General features: G+C 66.5%; 28 protein-coding genes. 11 read left to right on the forward strand and 17 right to left on the reverse strand.

Features of this window, described 5'->3' with window-relative positions; translation table 11 throughout:
* Nucleotides 1–6: 6 nt before the first annotated feature.
* The gene (locus MUG98_RS20945; RefSeq protein WP_265109359.1) at nt 7–228 is read right to left on the reverse strand and encodes a DUF8151 family protein; all 222 of its coding nucleotides are present in this window, start codon (nt 226–228) and stop codon (nt 7–9) included.
* A 134-nt stretch (nt 229–362) separates the two neighbouring features.
* Here MUG98_RS20945 and MUG98_RS20950 point away from each other — a divergent pair, with 134 nt between their 5' ends.
* Both MUG98_RS20950 and MUG98_RS20955 read left to right on the forward strand, forming a co-directional pair.
* On the forward strand, nt 363–1,151 hold the full coding sequence (locus MUG98_RS20950; RefSeq protein WP_265109360.1) for an enoyl-CoA hydratase/isomerase family protein: 789 nt from the start codon (nt 363–365) through the stop codon (nt 1,149–1,151).
* A gap of 55 nt (nt 1,152–1,206) precedes the next feature.
* Entirely contained in the window at nt 1,207–1,917 is a 711-nt protein-coding gene (locus tag MUG98_RS20955; RefSeq protein WP_265109361.1) for a uracil-DNA glycosylase, read from the forward strand.
* Nucleotides 1,918–2,008: 91 nt separating this feature from the next.
* Here MUG98_RS20955 and MUG98_RS20960 read toward each other — a convergent pair whose 3' ends face one another.
* From MUG98_RS20960 to MUG98_RS20970, 3 genes are all read right to left on the reverse strand, one after another.
* Nucleotides 2,009–2,710, reverse strand: coding sequence for a glycerophosphodiester phosphodiesterase (locus MUG98_RS20960; protein ID WP_265109362.1), 702 nt, complete (start codon nt 2,708–2,710; stop codon nt 2,009–2,011).
* Nucleotides 2,711–2,850: 140 nt separating this feature from the next.
* Complete coding sequence (locus MUG98_RS20965) at nt 2,851–3,531, reverse strand: NTP transferase domain-containing protein (protein ID WP_265109363.1); 681 nt, start codon at nt 3,529–3,531, stop codon at nt 2,851–2,853.
* A gap of 25 nt (nt 3,532–3,556) precedes the next feature.
* Nucleotides 3,557–4,543 carry a CDP-glycerol glycerophosphotransferase family protein gene (locus tag MUG98_RS20970; protein ID WP_265109364.1) on the reverse strand — a complete coding sequence of 329 codons (987 nt, stop codon included), beginning with the start codon at nt 4,541–4,543 and terminating at the stop codon, nt 3,557–3,559.
* A 282-nt stretch (nt 4,544–4,825) separates the two neighbouring features.
* On the opposite strand from MUG98_RS20970, the gene MUG98_RS20975 reads away from it, so the two are divergent.
* Both MUG98_RS20975 and MUG98_RS20980 read left to right on the forward strand, forming a co-directional pair.
* Nucleotides 4,826–5,245 carry an HIT family protein gene (locus MUG98_RS20975; RefSeq protein WP_265109365.1) on the forward strand — a complete coding sequence of 140 codons (420 nt, stop codon included), beginning with the start codon at nt 4,826–4,828 and terminating at the stop codon, nt 5,243–5,245.
* A 97-nt stretch (nt 5,246–5,342) separates the two neighbouring features.
* Nucleotides 5,343–5,564 carry a hypothetical protein gene (locus tag MUG98_RS20980; protein ID WP_265109366.1) on the forward strand — a complete coding sequence of 74 codons (222 nt, stop codon included), beginning with the start codon at nt 5,343–5,345 and terminating at the stop codon, nt 5,562–5,564.
* A gap of 21 nt (nt 5,565–5,585) precedes the next feature.
* Here the strand turns inward: MUG98_RS20980 and MUG98_RS20985 are convergent, their stop codons facing one another.
* From MUG98_RS20985 to MUG98_RS20995, 3 genes are all read right to left on the reverse strand, one after another.
* Nucleotides 5,586–6,614, reverse strand: a complete 1,029-nt coding sequence (locus tag MUG98_RS20985; protein WP_265109367.1) for an A24 family peptidase C-terminal domain-containing protein — start codon at nt 6,612–6,614, stop codon at nt 5,586–5,588.
* Between the two features lie 225 nt (nt 6,615–6,839).
* Nucleotides 6,840–7,229, reverse strand: a complete 390-nt coding sequence (gene fer, locus MUG98_RS20990; protein WP_265109368.1) for a ferredoxin Fer — start codon at nt 7,227–7,229, stop codon at nt 6,840–6,842.
* A 247-nt stretch (nt 7,230–7,476) separates the two neighbouring features.
* Nucleotides 7,477–8,658 (reverse strand): inorganic phosphate transporter, encoded by a 1,182-nt coding sequence (locus MUG98_RS20995; protein WP_265109369.1) that lies wholly within the window; start codon nt 8,656–8,658, stop codon nt 7,477–7,479.
* Nucleotides 8,659–9,008: 350 nt separating this feature from the next.
* On the opposite strand from MUG98_RS20995, the gene MUG98_RS21000 reads away from it, so the two are divergent.
* The gene (locus MUG98_RS21000) at nt 9,009–9,521 is read left to right on the forward strand and encodes a hypothetical protein (RefSeq protein WP_265109370.1); all 513 of its coding nucleotides are present in this window, start codon (nt 9,009–9,011) and stop codon (nt 9,519–9,521) included.
* A gap of 22 nt (nt 9,522–9,543) precedes the next feature.
* Here the strand turns inward: MUG98_RS21000 and MUG98_RS21005 are convergent, their stop codons facing one another.
* From MUG98_RS21005 to MUG98_RS21015, 3 genes are all read right to left on the reverse strand, one after another.
* On the reverse strand, nt 9,544–9,969 hold the full coding sequence (locus MUG98_RS21005) for a universal stress protein (protein WP_265109371.1): 426 nt from the start codon (nt 9,967–9,969) through the stop codon (nt 9,544–9,546).
* Nucleotides 9,970–10,020: 51 nt separating this feature from the next.
* A complete protein-coding gene (locus MUG98_RS21010) occupies nt 10,021–11,187 on the reverse strand; it encodes an inorganic phosphate transporter (protein WP_265109372.1) in 1,167 nt (388 codons plus the stop codon).
* Between the two features lie 171 nt (nt 11,188–11,358).
* Nucleotides 11,359–13,221, reverse strand: a complete 1,863-nt coding sequence (locus tag MUG98_RS21015) for an SLC13 family permease (RefSeq protein ID WP_265109373.1) — start codon at nt 13,219–13,221, stop codon at nt 11,359–11,361.
* 118 nt (nt 13,222–13,339) lie between these two features.
* Between MUG98_RS21015 and hisA the strand changes: the two genes are divergently transcribed.
* Nucleotides 13,340–14,098 (forward strand): 1-(5-phosphoribosyl)-5-[(5-phosphoribosylamino)methylideneamino]imidazole-4-carboxamide isomerase, encoded by a 759-nt coding sequence (gene hisA / locus MUG98_RS21020; RefSeq protein WP_265109374.1) that lies wholly within the window; start codon nt 13,340–13,342, stop codon nt 14,096–14,098.
* 189 nt (nt 14,099–14,287) lie between these two features.
* On the opposite strand, the gene MUG98_RS21025 is transcribed toward hisA, so the two are convergent.
* Nucleotides 14,288–14,563 (reverse strand): DUF8028 family protein, encoded by a 276-nt coding sequence (locus tag MUG98_RS21025; RefSeq protein ID WP_265109375.1) that lies wholly within the window; start codon nt 14,561–14,563, stop codon nt 14,288–14,290.
* 281 nt (nt 14,564–14,844) lie between these two features.
* Here MUG98_RS21025 and hisB point away from each other — a divergent pair, with 281 nt between their 5' ends.
* The gene (hisB, locus tag MUG98_RS21030) at nt 14,845–15,432 is read left to right on the forward strand and encodes an imidazoleglycerol-phosphate dehydratase HisB (protein ID WP_265109376.1); all 588 of its coding nucleotides are present in this window, start codon (nt 14,845–14,847) and stop codon (nt 15,430–15,432) included.
* A gap of 103 nt (nt 15,433–15,535) precedes the next feature.
* Here the strand turns inward: hisB and MUG98_RS21035 are convergent, their stop codons facing one another.
* Nucleotides 15,536–16,339: a hypothetical protein gene (locus MUG98_RS21035; RefSeq protein ID WP_265109377.1), complete on the reverse strand. Its 804-nt coding sequence runs from the start codon at nt 16,337–16,339 to the stop codon at nt 15,536–15,538.
* Between the two features lie 141 nt (nt 16,340–16,480).
* Here MUG98_RS21035 and trpY point away from each other — a divergent pair, with 141 nt between their 5' ends.
* Complete coding sequence (gene trpY / locus MUG98_RS21040; protein ID WP_265109378.1) at nt 16,481–16,984, forward strand: TrpY family transcription regulator; 504 nt, start codon at nt 16,481–16,483, stop codon at nt 16,982–16,984.
* Nucleotides 16,985–17,026: 42 nt separating this feature from the next.
* On the opposite strand, the gene MUG98_RS21045 is transcribed toward trpY, so the two are convergent.
* Nucleotides 17,027–17,422 carry a DUF7522 family protein gene (locus MUG98_RS21045; RefSeq protein WP_265109379.1) on the reverse strand — a complete coding sequence of 132 codons (396 nt, stop codon included), beginning with the start codon at nt 17,420–17,422 and terminating at the stop codon, nt 17,027–17,029.
* Nucleotides 17,423–17,564: 142 nt separating this feature from the next.
* Between MUG98_RS21045 and MUG98_RS21050 the strand changes: the two genes are divergently transcribed.
* The gene (locus MUG98_RS21050; RefSeq protein WP_265109380.1) at nt 17,565–18,167 is read left to right on the forward strand and encodes an IMPACT family protein; all 603 of its coding nucleotides are present in this window, start codon (nt 17,565–17,567) and stop codon (nt 18,165–18,167) included.
* 81 nt (nt 18,168–18,248) lie between these two features.
* On the opposite strand, the gene MUG98_RS21055 is transcribed toward MUG98_RS21050, so the two are convergent.
* Genes MUG98_RS21055 through MUG98_RS21065 form a run of 3 tightly spaced genes read right to left on the reverse strand, consistent with a single transcriptional unit; the run spans nt 18,249 to nt 22,558 of the window.
* Nucleotides 18,249–20,966, reverse strand: coding sequence for a TRAP transporter permease (locus MUG98_RS21055; RefSeq protein WP_265109381.1), 2,718 nt, complete (start codon nt 20,964–20,966; stop codon nt 18,249–18,251).
* 5 nt (nt 20,967–20,971) lie between these two features.
* Nucleotides 20,972–21,529, reverse strand: a complete 558-nt coding sequence (locus MUG98_RS21060; protein WP_265109382.1) for a DUF1850 domain-containing protein — start codon at nt 21,527–21,529, stop codon at nt 20,972–20,974.
* 27 nt (nt 21,530–21,556) lie between these two features.
* Nucleotides 21,557–22,558, reverse strand: coding sequence for a TAXI family TRAP transporter solute-binding subunit (locus MUG98_RS21065; protein ID WP_265109383.1), 1,002 nt, complete (start codon nt 22,556–22,558; stop codon nt 21,557–21,559).
* A 170-nt stretch (nt 22,559–22,728) separates the two neighbouring features.
* Here MUG98_RS21065 and MUG98_RS21070 point away from each other — a divergent pair, with 170 nt between their 5' ends.
* Both MUG98_RS21070 and MUG98_RS21075 read left to right on the forward strand, forming a co-directional pair.
* A complete protein-coding gene (locus MUG98_RS21070; protein WP_265109384.1) occupies nt 22,729–24,807 on the forward strand; it encodes a S9 family peptidase in 2,079 nt (692 codons plus the stop codon).
* Between the two features lie 153 nt (nt 24,808–24,960).
* Nucleotides 24,961–25,161, forward strand: a complete 201-nt coding sequence (locus MUG98_RS21075) for a YgaP family membrane protein (RefSeq protein WP_265109385.1) — start codon at nt 24,961–24,963, stop codon at nt 25,159–25,161.
* A gap of 103 nt (nt 25,162–25,264) precedes the next feature.
* Here MUG98_RS21075 and upp read toward each other — a convergent pair whose 3' ends face one another.
* Nucleotides 25,265–25,945, reverse strand: coding sequence for a uracil phosphoribosyltransferase (gene upp, locus MUG98_RS21080; RefSeq protein ID WP_265109386.1), 681 nt, complete (start codon nt 25,943–25,945; stop codon nt 25,265–25,267).
* Nucleotides 25,946–26,129: the final 184 nt, after the last annotated feature.

A 26,129-nucleotide genomic window follows, 5' to 3' on the forward strand; every position in this document is an offset into this window, starting at 1 on the left:
GACCGATCAGACGACTTGCGAGAGGATTTTCTGGTAGCCGAGGCCGTAGGCACCGGCGTAGAGCATGACACAGCCGATCGCGGCGAGCCACATGGCGACCGTCGCTTCGCCCGCCCCGAGGTGCTGGAAACTCGCGTACTCCGCTGCGATTCCGCCCGTCGTGAGGATCCCTGCAATGGCGGTATAGACGACCAGTGAGAGCGATTCTGCGATGAGTTCCGATGTCATTGTCGAGTCAAAGTTCCCGGGAGCACGTAAATCTGTCCCCACGAACGAAACGCGATCGTCGTGCGTTCGCTCACCCGATCGGCCGTCGCTCCACGGGAACTGTTAACTCGCAGCCTCGGGAACGTTCGGTCAGCATGCCCGAGTACGAGAACCTCACCGTGGATCGCGACGACGGCGTCGCGACGGTAACGCTCCAGAGCACGGCCGGCCGAAACGCCTTGCACCTGGAGATGGCGAACGAACTGGTATCCGTGGCCGCCTCACTCGGAGAAGACCCGGACGCGAGGTGTATCGTGCTGACCCACGACGGGGACTTTTTCGGGAGCGGTGCCGACCTCACGGCGTTTTCGGGCGGCGAATCCGACGCCCCGCTGCTCCGGCAACTGGCCGGCCGCCTCCACGAGGCGATCGTCCAGTTTCACCAGGCCGAGACGCCAGTCGTCGGCGGCGTCGACGGCATCGCCGCCGGGGCCGGGTTCAGCCTCGCGCTCATGCCCGATCTGGTCGTCCTCGGCGACGAGACGACGCTGAAATTCGCGTACCCGGGGATCGGACTGACGGGTGACGGCGGGGCGACGTTCTACCTGCCGCGACTGGTCGGCCTCCGGACCGCGAAGGAGATCGTCCTGCGTGACGAGCCGATCGACCCCGAGGAGGCCGTCGAGATGGGGCTCGCGACCGAGGTCGTCCCGAGCGACGCGTTCGACGATCGACTCGCGGAACTCGCAAGCGAAGTGGCGTCGGGGCCGACGGCGGCGTTCGGAACGACGACCCGCCTGTTGACGGAGAGCTTCGACCGGGACCTCGAAGCGCAACTCGCGGCGGAGACGGACGCCATCGCGAACGCGACGCACACGGACGATTACGCACGGGGGCTCGACGCGTTCTTCGGCGACGACGATCCCGAGTTCGTCGGCCGATAGCGAGCGGCGGCCGTCGTACCGGCCCGCATATATCCCTGCGGACGTATCCTCGCGTGTGCCCGCGTCCGACTCCGACTCCGGATTCCGAGACGACCCTCCAGTCCCGAACGATCGCCACGTGCTCGAGGACGACTGCCGGCGCTGCCCGGCGCTCGTCGAGCACCGCGAGTGCATCTCGTGGGGCACCGGCGCTCGCGACGCGAGTATCGTCGTCGTCGGCGAAGCGCCCGGCTACGGCAACCCCGAAGCCGATCGGTGGCGGGGCGGCAACTGGACCGGCAAGGCCTACACCTCGCGCCACTCCGGCCGCCGGATCCGGCGCATGCTCGCGCAGGTCGGCTACGGCGACGACGCGTACTACACGAACGCGGTGAAGTGCTTCCCTGCGGATCCGGACGACCCGACCACGAACCGCGAGCCGACCGCCGAGGAGCGTTCGAACTGTCGAACCCACCTGCTGACGGAACTCGAACTCGTCGGTCCCACGGTCGTCCTCGCAACCGGCAAACACGCGACTACGACGGTGCTGGCGGCCGAGGATCGGGACCTCGAGGGGTTTCTCGACAGCGTACTCGATCCGATCCGGTGCGATCGGCTCGGGGTGTGGCTCGTTCCGATTCTGCACCCGTCGTACCAGGACGTCTGGGTCGGCCGGCTGGGGTACGAACCCGAAGCGTACCTCGCAGCGATCGGGGAGACGCTGGACGGGCTCTGTGGACGGACAGCCGACGGAGAGCGATCGGGACCGTCGGAACGGACCGGATGACCGGTTCTCAGAGGGCGGGGCAAACCGTGACCGGAGGGGCTGCATCGTCGGGCGAGGTCCCTGCTGGGCGACTCGCTTGCTGGACGGCTCGCTACACCAGTTGTGTCTCGCCAGATGCGAGGAGCGACGCCGGAGCGACGTCCCACCGATCCGCGGTGACGCCGTCGACGCCGGCCTCGTGGAGGGCTCGCACGTCGTCGACCGTCCGTGCCGCCTTCCACGCGATGACGTCGAACCCGTGCTCGCGGGCGGCGGACACCACGTCGGTTTCGAGGCAGAGTTCGTAATGGGGAAACACGTGCGTACAATCCAGGTCGATCGCCCGCGAGAGGTTGACGTCGGGTTCCTCTCCGAAGAGGAGGCCGTTCGGGACGTCGAGGGGGGCCGCCTCGATCTCCGCGAGTGCCTCGGGGAGAAACGACGAAACGCGGACGTCGGCGTCGGCCGCCATCGCAAGCTGTAACGTATCCAACGCGATACCCCGTTCTTTCAGTTCGAGTTGAACGGTTACGTCGTCCGGGACCACCTGCAGCACCGACTCGAGACGGGGAATCGGTTCGCCCGATTCGAGCACGGTCAGGTCGCCGAGATCGGACCAGGGCGTCTCCGCGACTCGTCCGTCCGCGTCGGTGACGCGCTCGAGCGTCTCGTCGTGAAACGCCACCAGTTCGCCCGATCCGCACCGCCGAACGTCGACCTCGACTGCGGGCAGCCGACGGGCGGCTTCACGGATAGCGAGGAGGGTGTTCTCCGGGAACTGAGCTGCACAGCCTCGGTGGCCGATAATCTCCATCTACCGGTCACCCAACAGCCAGTGGTCATCAATATTGTGATTTCCTCGCCCGTTTTTGGCCAATCATTCAGAATATGTCCCGAGATCGAGTGTCGTCCCTGCGGACAGCTATCCCTTCCGCGACGCCCGCCGTTCGCCGATCACGCACAGCGGATCCGCTCGGACGCGAGCCACGTCCGGGCCCGATCGAGATCCGCCGGCCGATTGATCTCGACGTGTCGATCGGCCGGTATCAACAGCGGCCGGGTCGGCGTCAGGGGGTAGACGCAGGGGTACCAGTCGTGGAGCCGCGTTCGCAGGACCCGGATCGCAGCCATCCGGTGATCGCGGCTCACGACGCCGAACCCGGCGTGCTGGTGGCCCTCGATGAGCCCGTAGGCCGTCACGCGCCCCGTCTCGTCCCAGCGGATCGCCGTCTCCACGTCCTGTAGCCCGGGGATACACCCGACGAGGTTGAGCCGACCGCCGAGGGCGTCGAACTGGCCCGTCAGCCGCCCGATTTCGCGCATGTCGACGAGTACGTCGCCGTTCAGGACCAGCAGATCGTCGTCGATTCGTCCGAGCGCGAGGAGCAACGACGCGGCGTTCTCGTATCGGTCCCAGTCCTCGAGGATCAACGGGTTCTCGGGATCGAACCGTTCGAGGACGGTCTCGTGACGATACCCCAGCACGACGGCCGTTTCGTCGACGTGTGGCTCGAGTAGCGCGCACTGTCGATCGTACAGCGTCCGGCCGTCGAACTCGAGAAAGGCCTTCGGGACGTCGCCGGTGTAGTGGCCCATTCGTCGGCCCTGACCCGCGGCGAGGATCACGCCACGCATCGGTCCACCTCCCTCGCAGCGGGGATCACGCCCTGCATCGAAGCACCTCCCTCGCGGCGCGCTCGCCGGCCCGGCCGTCCATCGGGATGCCGAGGTACTCGATCCAGGACGCTCGTCGTCGCTTCACGGCGTCGGGTTCGCCGTTGTGGTACAGATCGTCGACGAGTTCGAGATCGATCGCGTCGGTCGTGACGCCGATCCGCGGCACGTCGCGGTCCGGCGCATCGACGTCCGTCAATTGGACGAGCGGCCGACCGGTGTGGAGCCACTCGGCGATCGAACCCGAGTAGTCCGAAATAAGGACGTCCGATCGACGCATGCTCTCGGTGGGCGTCGTAGCCGTATCGAAGACGACGTTCGGCACCCCGTCGATCCGGCGCCTGCAGTTGCGAGTGACAGCCAGCCCCGGCCCTTCGCGTCTGTCGGTCGGGTGTGGACGGAAGAGCAGTTCGTACTCCGTGTGGGCGAAGCACTCGACGACCGAGCGGGCGGTGTTCGCGTACGCGCCGCGGCCGACCATGTAGTTGGTCGGCGCGTACAGCACCCGGCGTTCGCGGGGCGGTGGCGCATCGGCCAGCGCGTCGGCTTCCGGGATGCCGACGACGGCCACGGTCACGTCGGACGGCGCAGCGGCCCGGTACGCCTTCGCCCACCGTTCGCCGGGTGCCAGCGCGGCGGCGACGTACTCGAGGATCGTCTCCGCCGTCACGGCGACCTCGCCGCGACCGATCGACGCACCGTGTCGCAGGTGAACGAGCGGATACTCCTCGTAGAACGTGAACCGCTCGATGCCGAATCGGTGGTTGTAGACGACGACGGAGGGATCGATCGCGCTGACGTTGTCGTCGACCGCCCCGGGATCGTCCACGTCGATTTCGTCGATGCGGTCGCTACAGCCGCGCGCATCCGCCCGGACCGGGACGAACGCCGACTCGACGTCCACGTGACGGTCGATCGCCTCGAACGTCTTTCGCATGAACGGTCGCTCGATGGCGTACAGTACCTCTACCATGCGTGAAACTCCTCGACGGCGCCTTGGCGAGCGCCGTCGGTCCGTTCGCTGGAACGTATCAGCTTGTCGGCTCCGCCGAACGGACGAAACGGTACGTACAATCAGGTCGGACAGAGTAATAACGTTTGTAGTACTCTTGAGGACAGAACTCGGATCCACGAACGGGAGGAACGCGCCCGCGTTCTCGACCGACCGAGGCCCAGTGACACCGTTCGTGCACCGATCGACCGAGACGAAACACGGCGAGTAAGCTTCTTACAAGCGGGCGTCACACACTCGCCTATGAGTACGATCTTCAGCCAGATCGTCGAGGGCGAGATTCCCGCACGAATCGTGTACGAAGACGAGGCGACGGCTGCGTTTCTCGACGCCAATCCGCTCGCACCGGGCCACACGCTCGTCGTCCCCAAGGAGGAGTACGAACGACTGAACGACGTCCCCGACGACGTCGCCCAGGACCTCTATGCGACCATCCACCGGCTCGTGCCCGCCGTCGAAGACGCCGTCGACGCCGACGCGACGAGCGTCGCGTTCAACAACGGCGAAGCTGCAGGCCAGGAAGTCCCCCACGTCCACTGTCACATCGTCCCCCGGTTCGAGGGCGACGGCGGCGGCAACACCCACACGATGATCGGGAAACAGATCGACCTGGACGACGACGAACTCGACGAGATCGCCGGAGAGATCGAGTCGAACGCCTGAGCCGATCGACCCGCTGTCGGTTTGCAACGTCCTCCGGACCGGCCCGGTCCCGGCCCGGTGCCGTGACAGTTTTGCCGATCGCGCGTGAGCGACGCGTATGGCAAGTTTCGCCGCCCAGTTTCGTTCCCACCCGATCGCCACGACCCTCGAACTCGGGAGCGTGCTGGTCTGTTGCCTGCTGTTTTTCGGGACGTTCGTCGCGCTCGCGACGGTCCCGCCGTCGCGGTCGGCGACGCCGTGGCTCGCAATCGTCGGCGTCGGTGCGGCGTTCGTCCTGTTCTGGACGGCGATCGTGCCGCTGTACGAACGGACGCTCTAGTCGCTGGCCCGTCGCCACCAGCTATACGATCGTGCCGACGAGCAGATCGCCGTACAGCAGGGCGATCACCAACCCGGCGAACACCGGGACGAGGAACGGCGCGCCCGGCGAGATCCAGACCGTCTCCGTCTCGGCGAGGACCTCGAGCCCCTCCCGGAGTTCGTCCGCCGTGGTTCCGTAGGCCGTGCCCTCGATGTCGTCCAGGAAGGCCGCGGCACCCCACGGGTCGTCAGCGGCGGCCATCGTTCGATCGGCGTCCTGCGCGTCGGTGGCCGCGGTCGCGGCCGCAGACCCGGCCGTCCCCCCGTCGCTTCGAACGTCGGGGCCGGCCGCGACCGCCCCGTCGGTCGGCGGGTTCGGCTCGTCGGGGAGCGTCGCCGGATCCCGGTACCGATCGGGCGCGTCGCGCAGTTCGGCGAGGGTCAGCCCGCGCCAGCGGAGGTACATCCGCAGCGCGTCGAGATCGAGTCCGGTCCGGGAGACCCCCGTCGGCGTCGAGAGCAGCGTTCCGTGGGTCTCGGCGACCCGCTCCCAGGAGACTGGCCAGCCGACGAACATGACGGGGGCGACGCGACCGGCGGCGGCGTTACGGACCGCGAGGGCGATCGGGATCGCCAGTCCGACGAGGACGGCGTTGGAGAGGATCGTAAACGAGAACGCCTCGATCGGCGTGCCCGAGACGGGGAGCGTCCACGGGCCGACGGTGTACTCCGGGAAGGTCGGGAACAGCAGCGCGAGGACGAGCAACGCCTTCGCGTCCGCGCCGCCGAAGCCGCCGAGCCACCAGAACAGGTACGCGATCGGGACGACCAGACCCAGGCTGATCGCCGCCGGGACGAGAAAGTCGTAGGTCCACGCCGGACCGCCGGCCTGCCGGGCGATCCAGCCGTCCCAGACGAGCGTTCCGCCCCCGACAATTGCGAGGGGAATCCAGACGGCGCTTGAGACCCGCCTGGTACGAACGTCACGAACAGCAGCCCACGCGAAGACGGGGAGGGCGACGAGTCGCAGGAGATCCGGGACCGTCGCCGACGCGCCAGCGAGTGTCACAGGTCCCCCTGCGAAGCCCGATCTCCTTACGTTTTCGGCTCGATCGAGCACGGGAGCGCAATCCGGTTCGGCAGACACGACGATCCCGTGGCGACTGGTAAGCCGAAGGCAAAGCGACGGCGCGGCGGACCCGATCGACGCGCTCGTCGTCGCATCGACGCCCGGACGATACCCGTAGCTCAGACGGTGCTACTCGATAAATCGGTTCCAGCCGGAGGCTGGCCCTTAGATGACGCGGTTCTGCAGGTAGTCGAGGTGTTTGGCGTTGTACACGATCTTGACCTCGTCGGTCTCCGCGGAGCCGATGCAGGTCAGTCGAACGTCCTTCTCTTCGACCTCCTCGTCACTGAGGATCTGCTGCATGTCCATCTCGATCTCGCCCTCCTTGACGATCGCCGCGCAGTTCGCACAGGCGCCTGCGCGACAGGAGAAGGGCCAGTCGTAGCCCTGTGCCTCGGCGGCTTCGAGGATGTATTCGCCCTCGGCGACGTCGAGGGTGCCGTAATCCTCGTCGTCCAGACCGGCGTCAGCGGCCTGATCGAAGAGATCGTCGTCGTCCATGTCCCAGCCCTGGTCGTCCAGCACTTCGTAGTTGAGGTATTCTACCGTGGGCATCACTCAGCGATTCGAGTCCCGTACTGGTATAGCTTGCTGTTCGGACCTAAATTGTCTTTCAGCCAGAACCGAGCAATCCGATCGAAAGAACGTCACGAGTTGACGGATTTCGCGGCGAACCGGGAGATCGAACCGGAAATGTCCGGCCGAATTGCGACGAGCGCCTCGACGGGTGGAATCGGGACGAACGTCTCGACGGTTGTCGAACGTTGTCGACCCGGGCGTGTGGGTTCCGGGACCGATCGGCTCAGAACCCGAAGATCGGAACGAACTGGAACGTGAGATACGCGCCGACCGTCGCGATGAGCGGCACGACGTTCTGCATGATGATGACCCGCGCCGTCGTCGACGGATCGAACAGGTCCGACGCCCTGGGGATGTCCTCGGGTTCCTCCTCACCGATCTCGGGTGGCGTCTCGCCCTCCTCCTCGGCCGTGAGCGCACCGACGGAGACGCGGGTCTCCTCGCCCCTGCGAGCGTCGGAGAGCGTCGTCGTCCGGGTCGCGCGTCCCCAGCCGAGACCGATGATGCACATCGTCGCGACCACGACGAAACTCGCGGGGATCCCGATCGCCGACAGCATGATGACGATCGTCGACGCGATGACTGCGACGACGATCGCCGCCGTCAGCGGGAGGTTCGTGATGTCGTTGCCGAGCGTGTCGAGCGTCCGGCGGGCGATCGTGAAACAGCCCACCGCGACGGCCGCAGACCCGAGCAGGATGAGCGGGACCATCTCGAATTCCCCGGTGCCGTAGATCGGTGCGATCGCGTTCGCGATGTTGCTCGTCCCGGAGGAGAACGCCATCAGGCAGCCGATCCCGACGACGACGAACGCGCCCGTGATCTCCCGTCGGTTCGCGCCGATCCCGAACTGGAGTCGGGGGACCGTCCCCGATCGATCGACGGTGATCATCTCCCGACCCTCGCGGTCCCCCTCGATGGCGACCCACGCGTTGATCCGGGGGTAGAAGTAGCGGCCGACGACGCCGGCGACCCAGAACCCGATGATCGGAGCCACGATCCACCAGACGACGATCTCACCCATCACCGCCCAGTTGAGTTCGCCGGTCGCGAGACCGAGTGCGGCGATCGCACCGACGGCGGTCATCGACGTCGAGGCGGGGACGCCCGCGTAGTTACCCACGAACAGCGCGCCGCCGATGAAAAAGAGGACGGCGACGTTCGATCGCATGGTGAAGATGTCGGTCGTGTGGACGAGTTCGTCCCCGAGCGTCGTGACGACGTTCGGCCCGATCGTGATCGCGCCGAGAAAGAAGAAAATCGACATCAGCGCCGCTGCCATGAGTTTCGTGATCACGTTGGCTCCGACGGCGGGGCCGAACGCGGGCCCCGTCGTCGCGCCGCCGATGTTGTAGCCGACGAAGACCGCCACGAGAAGCCCCACGATAAGCAGTACTTCTGTCACAATGATATCCACACGAGCCGTCCCTAAAAACGCGCCTATTTGTCCCCGGTGTCGGCAGACGGATTCCGGGCGTCGATCCAGGTCCGGTGACGGCGATCGGCGGTCGATCGGCGACGGAAACGGCTGAGCTAGCCCCCACGACTCGATCCGGCCCGTGCAGCGACCGCACACCCGATCCAGTGGGGATCCCGTGGACGATCCCAAAGCGTTTCACCGAACCGTACCCTACATCGGGACATCATGTCGTCACGCGCACCATCGGTTCGGTGGAGTGGCAGTCCGCAGGGCGGACGCGTTTCGTCGCAGTCACGGACGGCGCTGATCGATTCGGTCGCGCCCGTCAGTCGACTATGAGACCGGCACGTGTCGATGCGATCATCGACCTCGCGTACGGCGGGTTGATCCTCCTCTCGATCGTCCTGATCGCGACGCTCGACATCCGGATCGGGCTGACGTTCGGGCTGGGCGTGTTCGCCTCGTACATCCTGCACGTCGTCTGGAAGATGGCCCGGTTCGATCCCGACTGGATGACCCGGACCGTCCAGGAATCGGTCGAGCAGACCGTCGGCGACGCCGTCGAGGAACAGGTCGAAGCGACGATGAGCGAGACCGTCGAAGAGTCGGTCGAGCGGACCGTCGGCGACACCGTCGAAGAGTCGGTCGAGCGGACCGTCGGCGACACCGTCGAGGAACGCGTCGAACGAACCGTCAGTGACACCGTCGAACAGACGGTCGGCGACCAACTCGACGAGGTGCAGGCGCAGGTCGATTCCGTCGACGAGCGAGTCGACCGGCGGCCTCGCGAGGAGGAAGTCGAGGAACTCATCGAGGAATCGACCGAGGACGACCGGCCCGACGCCTGATCGGCCCCAAGTCGACGGCCGGTCACCGGACGACGACGACCGGGGTCGGCGACTGACGAACGACTTTCTTGGCGACGTTGCCGACGTAGAAGTAGTCCGAAATGGACCCGCCGTGACTGCCGACGACGACCGTATCGTAGTCGTCGGCGCAGTTGATGATCGCGCGAACGGGATGTCCCAGTTCGACGACCGTCTCGAGGTCCGCGTCCCCGTCGGCGACGTCGACGAGTTCCCGCGCCCGATCGAACACCGGTTGCGCGTGTTCCTGGGCCGCTTCCTCGAGGTCGTCGGCGAGGGCGAGCCCCGACGCCTCGCCCCACATCGACGACGGTTCGCCGACGACGGTCAGGACGGTTACCTGGGCGTCCGGATAGGCCTCGAGGGCGTACTCGAGTGCGTGTTCGCTCATCTCCGAGCCGTCCATCGGAACGAGAATGTGTGAAATCATACCCGATCTACGATGGCGGCGCGAATAAACGCCGGGGACGGCGACGGACACTCACCCGACGAACGGAACCGCCGTGAAGAAGCCGTAGGCCAGCAGCGTCGACATCGACGGCCCGATGATCCACATCGAGACGTACTTGACGATCGCTCGCGGATTGAACAGATCGCCCGCTTTCAGGACTTCCTCGGGCTCTTCTTCACCGATTTTCGTGATCGGGGCGTCCGGATCCGCCTTCAGCGCCCCCATCGTCATCTCCGTGTCGACCTCGCCGCGAATGGCCTCCTGGGCCGTGACGGGACGGGTCGCACGCCCCCAGCCGAGGCCAACGATCGTCATCACGGACGCCATCACGAGGCTGATCGGAATGCCGGCCCACGAGAGGATCGTCGTGATCGTCGAGGCGGTGATCATGACGATCAGGGCCGCGAGCAGCGGGATATCGCTGAGTTCGCCGCCGACGGATTCCATCGTCCGGCGGGCGATGGTAAAGCCGCCGAATCCGATCGCGAGCGTCGCGATGATGATGGCGGTGTCGACCTGGAGATCGCCGCCGCTGACCAGCGGTGCGACGGCGTTCGGGACGTTGCTCGCCCCGGCGCTGAACGCCATGTAACAGCCGATGACGAAGACCACGATCGTTCCGCCGAGTTCCTGGTAGGTCGTGTTCGGGCCGAGCGCCAGCGTCGGGACCGAACCGCTGCGATCGACGGCGAGCAGCGGTCCCTCGGAGGTGCTAATTTCGAACCGTCGGTTGAGTTCGGGGTAGACGTATCGGCCGACGGTCGCGCCGATCCAGAGCCCGATAATCGGCGTGACGATCCACCACGAGATGATCCAGCCGATCGTCGCGAAGTTGGTCGTCTCGGTCGCCAAACCGAGGCCGACGATCGCGCCAACGGTCGTCATCGACGTCGGAACGGGGACGCCGAAAACGTTCGCGACGAGAATCCCCAGCCCGATGAAAAAGAGGACGGCGACGCCCGCCGCGAGCGAGATTTCGATCGTGATTATGTCGCCCGATAGCGTGTCCATCACGTTTCGACCGACGGTCCACCCGCCGAGGAAGACGAAAAACGTCATCAACGCCGCAGCCGTGACCTTGCTCAGGATTCCGGCACCCACGGCCGGCCCCCACGCGATCCCAGTCGACGAGCCACCGATGTTGAAGCCGACGAAAATCGAGACGACGACCCCGACCAACAGCACGGTTTCGACCATCGGTGGATAGTAGAGGTGTACTAGTGAAATAAGTACTGGGAGCGATCGCCACGTTACGCGACGGATAGGCGCCCTCGATCGCGCCGTGGCACGAACGCGTCGGGTCGGTCTCGGTCGACGGTGGATCCCGCCCGCGGCCCGCGGCAGTCGTCTCGCCTCTCGCCGGTTCGATCACACGCCCCAGAAGAACTCGATTCCGAGCACGGTGACCACCGACAGCAGGAGTTGCAGCGGCGCGCCGATCCGGAAGTAGTCGCTAAACCGGTAGCCGCCGGGTCCGTAGACGAACAGGTTGGTCTGGTAGCCGATCGGTCCCAGGAAGGCGGTGCTCGCGGCGAACGTCACCGCGAGGACGAACGCGAACGGGTTCGCGCCGATGCCCGCCGCCGCGGCCGCCGCAACCGGGATCAGCAGGACGACGCTCGCGTTGTTGCTGATGACCTCGGTGATGAGGCCCGTCACGATGTAGAACAGCCAGAGCACGACGAGCGGCGGCAGGAAGCCGGCCGTCTGGACGACCAGGAACGCGAGGTAGGCGGCCGCGCCCGTCCGTTCCAGGGCGATTCCAAGGGGGATCACGCCCGCCAGCAGGAAGATGATGTCCCACTCGACGGCGTCGTACAGTTCGTTGGGATCGAGGACCCCCGTGACGACCATCGCGACCACGCCCGCGAGTGCCGAGAGCAGGATCGGATATACCTCGAGGGCCGCGACCGCGACGACGCCGATCATGATCGCCACGGCGATCGGCGCTTTATCGGAGCGGTACTCGGGCCGGGGCGGTTCGCGGGCGACGATCACGTCGTTACCCCGCGAGAGGCGATCGAGCGTGTCGGGAGGTGCCTGCACGAGGAGCGTATCGCCGACATCGAGTCGACGGCCGACGAGGCGCTCGCCCACGACCGTCCCGCGATGCCGGAGGCCGAGCACCGCGGCGTTGAACTCCTCGCGGAAGCGTTCGGGATCCAGTCGTTCCCCGACGAGTCGCGAGTCGAGCGAGACGACCAGTTCCGCGAGCAGGCCCTGGGAATCCGCCGCCGAGATTTCCGCCGCGGACTGCGGATCGCCGACGAGTTCGACGCCCTCGGCGTCTTCGAGCGTCGTAAACGCGTCCCGGTCCGTCCGGACCACGAGCACGTCGCCCGCCTCGAGACGCGTCTCCTGGCGCGGTGCGACCGATCGGTCCTCGTCGCGGACGACCTGCACGACGTCGACCTCCGGACCCAGCGCGGCGGTCGCGTCGCGGATCGTCCCGCCGGCGAGCGGCGACCCGGGGACGACGGCTACGTCCGCGATGTAGTCGCCGACCGCGTACTCCTCGACGTAGTCGGCCCGCGCCGGGACGCGTTCCGGCAGGAGGTAGTGGCCGACGAAGATCAGGTAGAGCGCCCCGACGAGGACGACGATCGCACCGAGTCCCGTGAACTCGAACATCGAGAACCGGTGGAGTTCGGGGTAATCGGCACCCAGCCGGGCGCTGATGTCGCTGGCGAGGATGTTCGTCGAGGTGCCGATGAGGGTGAGCATCCCCCCGACCTGCGAGGCGTAGGACAGCGGGATGAGCAGCTTCGACGGCGAGGTGTTCCCCCGGTTGGCGACGTCGGTGACCACGGGAACCAGCAACGCGACGACGGGCGTATTGTTCAGAAAGCCCGAGACGGGACTCGTCGCGAGGACGGTCGCGAACAGCTGTTTGCGGAGGCTCGTGCCCGCATAGGCGGCCATCCGACGGCCCAGTTCCTGGACCAGCCCCGTCCGGCTGATCCCGCCGCTCAGGATGAGCATCGCCAGCACGGTGATCGTCGCGTCGTTCGCGAAGCCGGAGATGCCGGTGCTCGAATCGATCCCCGTCCACGGCTCCAGCACGACGAGGACGACGATCAGCAGGATCGCGGTCACGTCGATCGGGAGTCGCTCGGTGAGAAAGAGGACGAGCGCGAGCGCGACGACGCCCAGCACGACGAGGATGTCCGTCGTCAGTTCCGGCTGCATCGCAGGCTCCTGGACGAGCGGCAGGCAGACCGAAACCGACATGATACGGTCAACGCCGACCAGAAATGTAATAATTCTGGTTGGATCGCGAACAGCGTGGCACCGATGGCGATTCGGCGAAACCGTCGGCTTTACTCGCGTCCGGTCCCCGAAGTCGGGTATGAGCACCGACGACGCAGGCGACGCCGACAGCGACGGGGCGTTCGAAGTGATCCCGGCGGTCGACGTCCAGGACGGCGAGGTCGTCCAGCTCGTCCAGGGCGAGCGGGGCACGGAGAAGACCTACGGCGATCCCGTCGAGGCCGCCCGCCGATGGATCGACGCCGGCGCGGAGACGCTCCACCTCGTCGACCTGGACGGCGCGTTCGAGGGCGACCGGGCGAACGCCGACGCGATCGAGGCCGTGATCGACGCCGTCGACGTCCCGACCCAGCTCGGGGGCGGGATCCGGACCGCCGCGGACGCGATCGATCTGCTCGATCGGGGCGTCGATCGGGTCATCCTCGGCACGGCGGCGGTCGAGAATCCCGAGATCGTGGCCGAGATCAGCGAGACCTACCCCGAGGGCGTGGTCGTCAGTCTCGACGCGAAGGGCGGCGAAGTGGTCGTCGAGGGCTGGACCGAGGGCGCCGGCGTCTCACCCGTCGAGGCCGCCGAGCGGTACGAGGACCTCGGCGCGGCCGCGATCCTCTTTACGAACGTCGACGTCGAGGGTCAACTCGAGGGCGTCGCGACCGAGCCCGTCCGTGAACTGGTCGACGCGACCGAGATGCCAGTGATCGCGAGCGGCGGCGTCGCGACGATCGAGGACGTTCGGGCGCTCGCGGACGCCGGTGCGGCCGCGGTGGTCGTCGGCAGCGCGCTGTACGAAGGACGGTTCACGCTCGAAGCGGCGCAGGCTGCGATCGAAGAGCGCTGAGCCTCGCCGATCCCGATCGTCGTCGCGACCGGGAGCGCGGCGCGAGCGACGCGAAGTCGTGCGATCCACCGTCAGCGAACGCTTCTGGACATCGCGGAGACGAACTGCTGCTCGAGGAGAGGACAGAAGGACAAGAGGCAGGAGGGCACCGCGAGGGCAGCCAGCGACACGGACCGTCGGCGAATCGATTCACGTCTCCTGGTTGTACCCGTGGCCGACGTAGAGAGCTACCACGTTGAGCCCGAGGAGGGCGAGGAACGTGAGCGTGGCGGTGGCGTCGTCGAGACCCTGCGCGAGCAACGGCAGGTGGACGAACGGGAGGGCGATGGCGATCCAGAACGAGAGGAACTGGGCCGGGCCCTTGACCGATCGGGCGAGCCGGCTCCGGCGCCCCTCGTGCTGTCGCTCCGCTTCAGGGTTCGACGGCGCGATCGATTCGTTCGAGAGCGGGGAGTGGTTGGACATTGATCGACGATTCACCTCGTCGTATTCACGACATTCACCGTAGACGTCATATAACGGGTTGAATATTGCACCTGTTTCGGCTCGTTTCACCTCGTTAACCGGTCCCCAACCGACGTTTCGAAACCGGCTAACGAACAGTTAGACGTTTTATCGAACTATCTGAGCCCGTTTCGGTAGTTGACCGGTAGTGAGAGGCCACGATCGGTCGCGTCGTGATATCGGGCATCGGAGCGGTCAGGGCGAGCGGAATCCCCTTGTACCGTCGGCGGTATCGATACGGCATGAGCGAGCGAACGGCGACCGTGATGCGCGAGACCGCCGAGACGGCGATCGAGTGTACCGTGACGATCGACGGGAGCGGGACCGCCACGGTCGAGACGGGCATCGGCTTCTTCGATCACATGCTGACGGCCTTCGCCAGGCACGGTCTGTTCGACCTCGAGATCGAGTGCGACGGCGACCTCGAGATCGACGACCACCACACGGTCGAGGATTGCGCGATCGTCCTCGGGGAGGCGATCGACGAGGCGCTCGGCGATCGGTCGGGCATCGTCCGCTACGCCGATCGGCGGGTGCCCCTCGACGAGGCGGTGGCGAGTGCGGTGGTCGACGTGAGTAGTCGCCCGCGCTTTTACTTCGACGGGGAGTTCTCACAGGAGCAAATCGGGGAGTTCACGACCGACATGGCGAGACACTTCGCCGAATCGCTCGCGACGAACGCCGGACTGACCCTGCACCTCGCGGTCGAGGGCGAGAACGCCCACCACGAGGTCGAGGCGCTGTTCAAGGCCCTCTCCCGGACCCTCGACGACGCGACGCGGATCGACGACCGCCGGGAGGGGACACCCAGTACGAAAGGAACGCTCTAGCGTCGGCTCCGTCCCGAACCGATGGCGAGAACCGATAGTCTCGAGTCAGTTCTCGGCCGCGTTCGACGATGGATGGGCGCCTCGTTCGACGACGGAAGTGATACTAGGGACGGCGGAGAAGCCGTCCGTCCTCGGTGAACTCCCCGTCCTCGATCGCCCGGTCGATAATCGCTTCTACCTCGTGGTTCTCGAGGTCGTACGCGCCGGCGGCGAGCGACTCGACGGCGTCGCGTTCCATCGGGAACTCGCGGTTGCGCAGCAGGCGAACGACCTTGGCGTAGGCTTTCGAGGGGTGGTCTCGCGTCGCAGTGGCCGCCGCGACGGCGTCGGTCCCGGATTCCCCGTCCCGATCGGCACTCGCCTCGTCGCCGTTCGCTTCCGCGTCAGCGGTGTCGGCAGCCGTCGTCTCGTCACCGTCCGTTTCGGCGGTGGCGTCGGCGCCGGCTTCACTCGCGGTCGAGTCGTTGCCGCCGAAACCGGAGTCGCGATCGGTCTCACCGGACTGTGCGTCGTGCTCGACGGTGATTCCGTCGATCGATCCGCCCTCGTCGCTGCCGGTCGCCGTCCCGGCGACGCCGGTGCCATTGACGGTGTCGTCGGCGTCCACGGTGGACCGATCGGCGTCGCCGCCATCGCCCTCGGCCGCGTTCGAACTGCTCGAGTGCGTGCGGGTCGCCGTCGACGCGTCGGTGGTCGCGACGACGGGGCCAGATCCCGTTGCGGCGGTTCCGTCGGCCCCGAGCCGAGCGAGCAGCGGTTCGAGGAGCGTGTCGAGTCGTCTCGAGCAGTCGCGACAGAGGACCACGCGTCGTTGCTCGGCGTCGGTCGGTTCGAGTTCGGGCGGCACGACTTCGAACGTGCCGACTGCCTCCGCGTCACAGAAGTCACAGCTCCGGAGTGCGCGCATAGACGAGAAATATCAGGGGCGATGTTAAAAAGCTCCGTCAGACGGTCACACCGGACCGGTCGTCGGCAGCGGTGTCGGGCCACGACTGTGGCCCGTCAACCACCGGGCATTATATTCCGGCCCGCGTACATCCGCCAGCGAATGTTCGACGAGATCATGGAGAAGTTCGAAGGGTCGCCGAGCCAGCAGGCGGTCATCCGCCTGCTCCTCGAGCGGGGCTTCTCCGTCAACGACGACGGGCGCGTGGTATCCGGGGGTATCGAGATTCCGAACACGGGGATCGCCCGGGAGATCGACGTCGATCGACGGGTCGTCGACTCGACGACTGACGCCATCCTCGAAGATCCCGAACTGCGGCGGATCTTCCAGAACATCTCGCAAGTGCCGAGCCTGATGGACCTCGCGCCGGTGCTCGACCTGACCGTGCTGTCGATCGCGGTCGACGATGCCGAACGGGAGGGGATCGTCGCCGGAGTTACTGGAACGCTGGCCGACAACGGCATCTCGATTCGTCAGACGATCAGCGAGGATCCCGAATTCACGGACGAACCGCGGCTCTACCTCGTCACCGACGAGGATCTGCCGGGCGAGGTCATCACCCAGATTCGGGATCTCGAGTTCGTCCGGAAGATCGAACTGCAGTAGCGGGTCGATCGGCGACGCGTCCCCGCGAAAGCCGAGCGGCCGTCAGGTTTCGATGGCCACGTCGTGGTTCACGAGCACGGTTTCGAGCGCGCTCGTGAGTTCCTCGAACCGGTCGATCGACATCGGATCCGTCGTCACCCAGACCCCGTGATCGCCGCGGATGACGCGCGTCAGGTAGCCGTTCTCGAACAGGCGGATCGTCGCCCGGTAGTCGCCCAGTTGCGTGTTGCGGTAGGCCGACTGGGAGCGAAAGCCGAGTCGCTCGTGATCGGCGAAGCCGACGAGGTCGGCGGTCCGCTCCAGGTCCGATCGGAGGTACAGCTGTTCGACCACGTCCTCGGTGAAGTACGTGATGCTTCGCAGTTCGTCGCCGACCGTCGTTCGACAGGTGCTGCGTAGCTCGTCCGCGAACTCGGGATCGATCTCGCTACCGTCCATGCGAGTAGACACCACAGCCTCGCTAATAGCGTCAGGGGTGTCGGCAGTGACTCGTAACCGGGTATCGGCGGGACCGATGGGCTCTTTTCGCCGGCTGAAGTAGCGCCGGCATGGTGATCCACGGGACGGACGGAGGGAGACCGTGAGCGAGACCTATCGGACCGTCGCAGCACCAGCGACGGCGCAGTTCGTCGTGCAGGGCTCGGAGTTCATCGGCCACGTCCGACCCGTCGACTCCGTCGAGGCCGCGGAGGCGTTCGTCGACGCCATCGCGGCGGAGTACGACGACGCCACGCACAACGTGCCCGCCTACCGGGTCCGGGCCGACGGCGACATGCTCCGGGAGTACGCGAGCGACGCGGGCGAACCGTCCGGTTCCGCCGGGAAACCCGCGCTGAACGTGCTCACCCAGCAGGAGATCGAGAACTGCGCGGTCGTCGTCACGCGCTACTACGGCGGGACGAACCTCGGCGTCGGCGGCCTCGTCCGGGCGTACTCCCGGGCGGTCAAGGAGGCCGTCGACGGGGCCGGCGTCGTCGAGGAACGTCCGCACGAGCGCGTCTCGATCACCGTCGCGTACGACGACTCCGGGACGGTACGGGGAATCCTGGAGAGCGAGGGCTACGAGTTCGAGGCCGACTACGAGGAGGTGGTATCGTTCGACGTCCGCGTTCCCGTCGCGGCAGCAGACGACCTCCGCGATCGGCTTCGCAGTGCAACGAGCGGGCGGGTCGACCTCGACTGACGCCCCGACGCCAGGTGTCTGGCTGCGTCGGAGACCCCGCGTTCGAGAGTTGGCGTTGGATCGAGCGCGTTCGCGTGCGGGTCAGGCGTCGCTGGGAACCGCCGTCCCGACGTCGGTGTCGGCCTCGTCGATCGACGCGCGCGATCGGTTGCGATAGGAGAGGCTGACGAGGATCGCCAGGCCGACGAGTCGCAGCGGGACGGTGATCGCGGTGACGGTCAGCGCCGAGGGAACGCCGAACAGCGCGAGGATCCCCTCGACGATGAGCAGGGGGATCTCCGGCACCATCAGCAGGATCGAGGCGATCGAGTAACTCCCTCGCGTGGCCGTCGAGACCGACGTGTACTGGTAGCCGATGATCGTCACGCCCAGCGCGTAGACGCCGAGGAACATTCCGAGCACCGGGATCACGACCTCCGGGAGGAAGAAGCCGAGATCGGTGATATCGGCCCAGCCGATGATCCACCAGTCGTCGACGTCGCCGCGAATCAGGAGGATACCGGGCGAGAAGACGAACGCGAACGGCACCAGGATCTTGTTCAGCGAGAGCAGGAACGCGACCGACGCGGTCTTGAGTTCGTCGGCCTTGGCGACCCCCGCGCCGGCGAAGGCGGCGACGGCGACGGGTGGCGTGACGTCAGCCATCAGCCCGAAGTAGAGCACGAAGAGGTGAGCGGCGAGGGCCACGATACCCGCCTCGACCAGCGGCGCCTCGAGCATCGCGATCAGGATGATGTACATGGCGGTCGTCGGCATCCCCATCCCGAAGATGATCGAGGCGACGCCCGTCAGCGAGAGCAGGATCAACATCGAACCACCGCTGACGGCGTCGATGAGCGCCGCGAGGTTCGGTCCGAGTCCGGTGACGCTAATGACCCCCGGCACGACGCCGGCTGCGGCGACGGCGACGACGACCGTCGTCGCGGTTCGCGCGCCGGAGTCCATCGACTTCAGGATGAAAGAGACGAACCGGTACGCCGTGTTGTCCGCCGCCTGCGGCCGGCCGAGCGCCGCCGCGGTCCGTTCGGCGCTCTCGTCGACGTCGTCTTCGAACTCGAGCAGGGACGTGTCCGAAGCGGGACGGATCAGCAGGAACGCGAAGCTGACGAGGATCACGATCGTCCCGAGGTCCGACGCTGCGGCGGCCACGGCGGCCTCGAGCGAGTACGTTTCGGTCGCCACCTCGACGCCCCCCACCGCCTGTATCGCGCCCGCGAGGCCGGTGCCGGCGACCGCGTACGCCGCCGCTTGGGCGAGGAAGGCCGCCGTGATCGTCGCCAGCAGCGGAACGCGAGTGCGCTCGCCGTAGGCTGCGACGACCGCGATCAGGGCGATAATGGCGACGATGGTGTACCAGCCCGCGCGGCCGATCGAGAGGCGGGCGACGATGAGGAAGTACAGCAGGAGGACGATCGGGATCAGGTAGAACCAGCCCTCGCGGAGCCGCGAGCGAGCGTCGGGAAGCTGTCCTCGCGGGAGGCCGCCGATGCCGCCCCGGACCGCCTCGAAGTGGACCATGATCCACATCCCGAAGAAGAACGCGATCGCGGGCAGGGTGGCGGCGATGATGACGTCCGCGTACGGAACTCCGAGGTACTCGACGATCAGGAACGCGGCGGCACCCATCACCGGCGGGAGCATCTGGCCGCCCGAGGAGGCCGAGGACTCGACCGCACCGGAGAACTCGGGGGTGTAGCCGGACCGCTTCATCAGCGGAATCGTGAACGCACCCGTCGTGACGGTGTTGGCGATCGACGACCCCGAGAGCATTCCCATGAAGCCGCTCGAGACGACGCTCGCCTTGGCGGGACCGCCCTTCTTCGTCCCGGTCAGCGAGTACGCCAGGTCGATGAACCACTTGCCGGCGCCGCTCATCTCCAGGAAGGCTCCGAAGAGGATGAAGATGTAGATGAACCGGACGCTGACGGTGACGGGTGTGCTCATGACCCCCGCCTCGACCGTGTACCAGAGGTTGTAGACGATGTTCCCCCAGGTCGTAGGCTGAATCGCCAGCGCGCCGATCGCCGAATCGCGGGGGACGAGATACCCCCACCTCGCGTAGACGATGAAGAACGCGACCAGCGACATGAGCAGGACGCCGAGCGTTCGTCGGGTCGCCTCGAGCACCAGCAGAATGCCGAGGACGCCGAGCAAGAAGGCGTAGGACACCTCGGAAAGCGGGATACCGATCGCGGCGAGCGCCGTCACGATCGGCTCGAGGAACGGATAGACCTCCTGGATCGGTCGGGCCGCCGCGATGCCGAAGATCGGAATCTGACGGATTTCCTCGTTGAATTCGGTCACCATGTAGTACGGCGGAAGCAGCGAGAGAAAGATCAGGACGACGTCGACGGGAGTGATGCGGCTGAGTTCGGGATCGACGAACGCCCAGCGAGCGCCGTCACCGAGTCGTTCGACGACCCGCGTCGCGGCGCTGTCCGGCCCGAACCGTCGGCGAACTTCGGGCTCGATCGCGCCGAGTCGGCGGGCGACGAACCCGTCTCCGCGGCTTCCCGGAAACAGCAGGAACGCGAGGACCAGCGCGAACGTCACGTGGATCGCGTTGATCTGTAGTTGCTGGAGCGAAACGATCTGGAACTCCCCGACGAGCGGAAGCGTCCCGCCGAACTGGCGGCCGCGGGCGGCGAGCCACAGCTGGAACGCCGAGAAGGCGATACCGATCAGGGCGACGAGGCCGGCCGTCAGCCCGCGGTGCGACCGGCGACGTTCGACCTCCTGTAGAATTTCTTCCTGTTCTTCGTCCGAGAGTGCGTCCGTGTCAGGCGTATCTACGCTCATGTCTGTCAGGAGTGAATAACAGTCGAATCAGTGGTGAGTACCGGTTCGGACCGATGGTCGATCGATAGCAGGTCCGAGAGCCGATCGGTCGGGCCTCGCTCGGTCACCGAGATGATCACCGAACCGTCGGAAAGTGCGACCAGATCGTACCGGTCGTCGCCGACGACGAGTTCGTGACCCGGGATCGGCCTCGGTGCGACGGGGACTTCGGCGTACGATTCGTTCAGCGGGAGGACGAACCCCTCGTCGGTATGTTCGATCGGTGCGTCGGACGGCAGACCGGCCCCGTGAGAGTGAAAGACCATCCGGTCCATTCGAAGTTCCGTCCCGTCGACGACGTAGACGTCCTCGACCGTCGTCTTCTCTACGCTGTGCGTGTACGACAGCGTCACTTCGGTTCCGTCTTCGACGGGCCGTTCGAGCAGTCTATCTCCCGACTCGGCGTCGGCGACGACGAGGGTCCGGTCCGCCGAGACGGTCGCGACCGCAGCCGCCGTGGCTGCCGTTGCTACCAGAAGGGCGAGAACGGCGACGACGAACTGCCGGCGAGATGGTCGGGACACGATCCAGAGATGAGGCACGTCCGGGTGTCAGTTGAAGTACGCGTCGGCACCCGGGTGAAGGTCGATCGGCATGCCGTCCTGTGCCGACTCGGCGTCGATGAAGTCCGCTTTCTGCGTGATGTCGTCGGTGTTCTCGAAGATGGCCTCGGTCACTTCTTCGACGATGCCCTCGTCGAGCCCCTCGTGCGTGGCGATCATCGCCTGGACGGAGACGGTCTCGACGTCTTCGTCGACGCCGCCGTAGGTGCCGGACGGGATGGTGTCGTCCGCGAACCACTCGGCGTCGCCCTTGATGCTCTCGCGGAGGTCCCCGGAGACTTCCACCAGCGAGATGTCCGAGGTCGTCGCGAGTTCTTCGATCGATCCGACCGGCCAACCGCCGACGACGAAGGCGGCGTCGACGTCGCCGTCGCGGATCTGATCGGCCGCCGTCGCGAAGTCGGAGTTCTGTTCGTCGAAGTCGCCCTCCTCAAGGCCGGCCGTCGAGAGGATCTGCAGGGCGTTGACCTGCGTCCCGCTCCCGAGGTCGCCCGTGTTGACCGACGCGCCCTCGAGGTCCTCGACCGTCTCGATCCCGGAGTCGGCCTGGGTGATGACGTGGATCGTCTCGGGGTACAGCGTGGCGACGCCCCGGATGTTCTCCATCGCGTTCCCTTCGAACTCCTCGAGGCCGGTTCCGTTGACCGCGAAGTACGCGATGTCGTTCTGGATCAGCGCGAAATCGGCCTCCTCGCGGGCGAGACTGCCGACGTTCGCGACGCTCGCACCGGTCGACTGGACCTGCAGCCCGTGCGGCGTGTTCTCTTCGACGATGCTCTTGAAGTCGCCCGACAGCGGGTAGTACGTGCCGCCCGTTCCGCCGGCGTGCCACGAGAGAGTCTGGCCACCCTCGTCCGGATTGGCCCCTTCGTCGTCACCGTTCTCGTCGCCGTCTTCGACGGCGTCCTCGCCGATACATCCGGCCAGACCGGCGATTCCAGCAGCCCCACTCAACGCGACAAACTGACGCCTCTTGATATGACGAACCATGCCTGCAATATAATGCACATCAATTAATAGGTGCTTCGATGTTCAACCGTAAACGGAATTATTATGCCAGAAATAAAAAAATATAGGGATGAATTTATCAGACGATCTCGGCGACCCCGTGCCCGGCTCCAGTCGGCAGAATAATCCGTCACGGGTTGCAGAATGTGGGTATGAACCGGATCGAGGCAGCCGACTATCACGACATCGCCCGCGTCGCGGATCCACAGCTATCGCCCAACGACGAGCGCGTCGCGTTCGTTCGACGGGCGTCCGAGGACGGGGACGACGAGGCAACGATCTTCGTCGTCCCGCTCGGTGGCGACGAACCCACGCAGTACACCGCGAGCGAGGGGGTCGATAGCCACCCGCGCTGGCACCCGGACGGCGACTGGCTCGCGTTCGTCAGCACCCGTGGCGAGGACGACGATCGCCAGCAACTCCACCTGCTCCCCACCGACGGCGGCGAGGCGCGACGGGTCACGTCCGTCGTCGGCGGCATCGGCGACCTCGCGTGGAACCCGGACGGCTCCCGGCTGCTGTTCACCCAGGCGGTAACCGCGGACGATCGGAATGCCGGTCGCGACCGCGCGGTCGATCCCGACTTCGAACCCGAGCAACCGGACCCGCGCGTGATCGATCGCATGATCTACCGTGCCGACACGGAGTATTTCGACGGCCGCCGAAGCCACGTCTACGTCCTCGACGTCGCTTCGGCGCTCGACGGCGACCTCGCAACTGACCCCGAGAACGCCGCCGTGACCCGGCTCACGGAGGGAGACGCCGACTACGTCGCGCCCGCGTGGGGCGACAGCGAGACCGTCTACTACGCGAGCAAGGCCGGCGATCGACCCGACGACTCGATCACGTACGACCTCTACGCGCACGATCTGGCGAGCGGGACGGCCGAGCCGTTCACGCAGACGACGGGGGGACTCGGCCCCGGTTCGATCGACGCGACCGCGGACGATCGCGTGGCCTACCTGTACACGCCCGAAGAGAAGTTCACGCTCCGCCAGACCGAGATCGCCGTCTACGACCGCGAACGCGGCGAGGAAGTGATCCCCACCGAGCCGCTGGACAGGACGTTCGGCTACAAGGGCAGCTTCGAGTGGGGGCCCGACGAGGAACTGCTGTACTTCACCACGCCGGACGAGGGCTCGACCGTCGTTCACTCGGTCCCGGGCGACGCGAGCGACGAGCCGACGACGGTGTACGGCGACGGCGTCATCGTCGAGGATTTCTCCGTCGGTCGGAACGCGATCGCGTACGTCCAGAGCGAGTGGGACCACCCCGGCGACGTCTTCGTCACGACCCGCGGCGGTAACGAGGCCACCCGGTTGACCCGCATCAACGCCGACTACCTGAACGAGCGAGCGGTCGCCCAGCCCGAGGAGGTGTGGTTCGAGCGCGACGGAGCCGAGATCCAGGGCTGGCTCCTCAGACCGCCGGAGTTCGACCCCGACGAGCAGTATCCGCTCGTCGTCGAGATTCACGGCGGGCCGCACGTTCAGTGGTCGACCGCCGGGACGATGTGGCACGAGTTCCAGACCCTCGCCGCCCGGGGCTACGTCGTCTTCTGGTGCAATCCGCGGGGCTCGACCGGATACGGCGAGGACCACGCCATGGCGATCGAACGCGACTGGGGCGACGCCACGCTGGCCGACGTCCTCGCCGGCGTCGACGCCGTCTGCGAGCGGGACTACGTCGACGCGGACGAGCAGTTCGTCACCGGCGGCAGCTTCGGCGGCTTCATGACCGCGTGGGCGGTCACGCAGACCGATCGGTTCCGCGGGGCCGTCGCCCAGCGCGGCGTCTACGATCTCACGGGCTTTTACGGCTCGACGGACGCGTTCAAGCTCGTCGAGGGTGACTTCGGCGCGACGCCGTGGGAAGAGCCCCAGTTCCTCTGGGAGCGCTCGCCCGTCGCGCACGTCCCCCAGGTCGAAACGCCGACGCTCGTCGTCCACTCGGATCGGGACTACCGGACGCCGGCGAACACCGCCGAACTGTTCTACCTCGGATTGAAGAAACACGACGTCGAGACCCGCATGGTCCGGTATCCCCGCGAGGGCCACGAACTCTCACGGTCCGGCGAACCCGCCCACGTCGTCGATCGCATCGAGCGCATCGTCCGCTGGTTCGACGGCTACTCCGACTACCGCGACGTTCCGCCCGCACTCGAGCGCGACCGGGACGCCGGGCTCTCGAACGGGAGCGACGACGAGGACCGGGGCGACGACGACTCGTAACGTGACCGGTGCTCTCGACCGGCATCGGGCCCCCGATCGGGAGCGGTCGGATCGCGGCGTTCCCGATCGGTGACGGCGCCGGTCGACCGGAACCGAAGGGATCGCGTCGAGTGCAGGGACCACGTCTACGGACCCCCGACTCGTCGAATTCGTATGGACGAGAACGTTTGCGGTCTCGATCGAGCGCTTCGCGTCGTCGGCGGGATCGTACTCCTGCTGGTCGGCTACCGGAACCGGGAGCGGACGATCGGAACCCTCGCGTTCGTCGCGGGGAGTGACGTCGTCGCGACGGCGGTGATCCAGCGCTGTCCGGCGAACGCGCTCTTCGGGATCGACACCTGTTCGCACTCCTGATCGCGGCCCGTCTCCAGCATCCACACCGCAGAAACCGCGGCTCGACTCCAGCCCACGTCTATCCCACAGGGATCGCCGTCCGACTCCTGCCCCTGAGCGCCGCTCAGGTCGTCCGGAACGCCCGATCGCCGGCGTCGCCCAGGCCGGGCACGATGAAGCCGTCGTCGTCGAGGTGATCGTCGATCGAGACCGTCAGGAGGTCGGCCTGCGGGACGGCCTCGTCGACCCGGAGCAGCCCCTCCGGAGCCGAGACGGCCGAGAGCACGATCAGGTTCTCCGGTTCGGCAGCGGCGTCCTCGATGACGTGGTCGAGGACGGTACACATCGTACTCCCGGTCGCGAGCATCGGATCGGCGACGATCACCGTATCCTCCTCGTGGATCTCGGGCAGTTTCACGTAGTCGACCGTGATCGGGAAGGAGCCGTCCTCGTCGCGACCGGCTTCCTCGTCGCGGCTCGCACTGATGACGCCCTGTCTGGCGCGCGGGAACGCCTTCAGCAGCCCCTCGACGAACGGCGTCGCCGCGCGCAAGACGTTGATGATGACGACGTCGTCCAGTCCGCGGACCCGCTCGCCCATCGTCGGCTCCAGCGGCGTCTCGATCTCGACGTACTCCGTCTCCATCCGGCCGTCGATGATCTCGTAGCCGCAGATCCGTCCGAGTTTGACCAGGCCTTTCCGGAAACTGACCTGCTCTGTTTCGACGTCTCGGATCCGCGAGAGCGTATCCTTCGCCAGTGCGTGCGTGACGAGATAGGCGTTGTCCCGATCTTCGATCGTCATACCCGAATACGGATCCGCCGGGTAGTTCATGGTATCGGTCCGGCGCGAACGGCGATGCCGCGCTGGCAGACCGGCGACCTGGATCGAGATCCCCCGCAGTTACAGGCCGGCTTGCGGACCACCCCTCACCGATCGGAGTCAACGCGAACTTACTGTCTCGAAGCGATCGGATCGCGGGACGGCG

Source organism: Halosolutus halophilus (assembly GCF_022869805.1).
Classification (GTDB): domain Archaea; phylum Halobacteriota; class Halobacteria; order Halobacteriales; family Natrialbaceae; genus Halosolutus; species Halosolutus halophilus.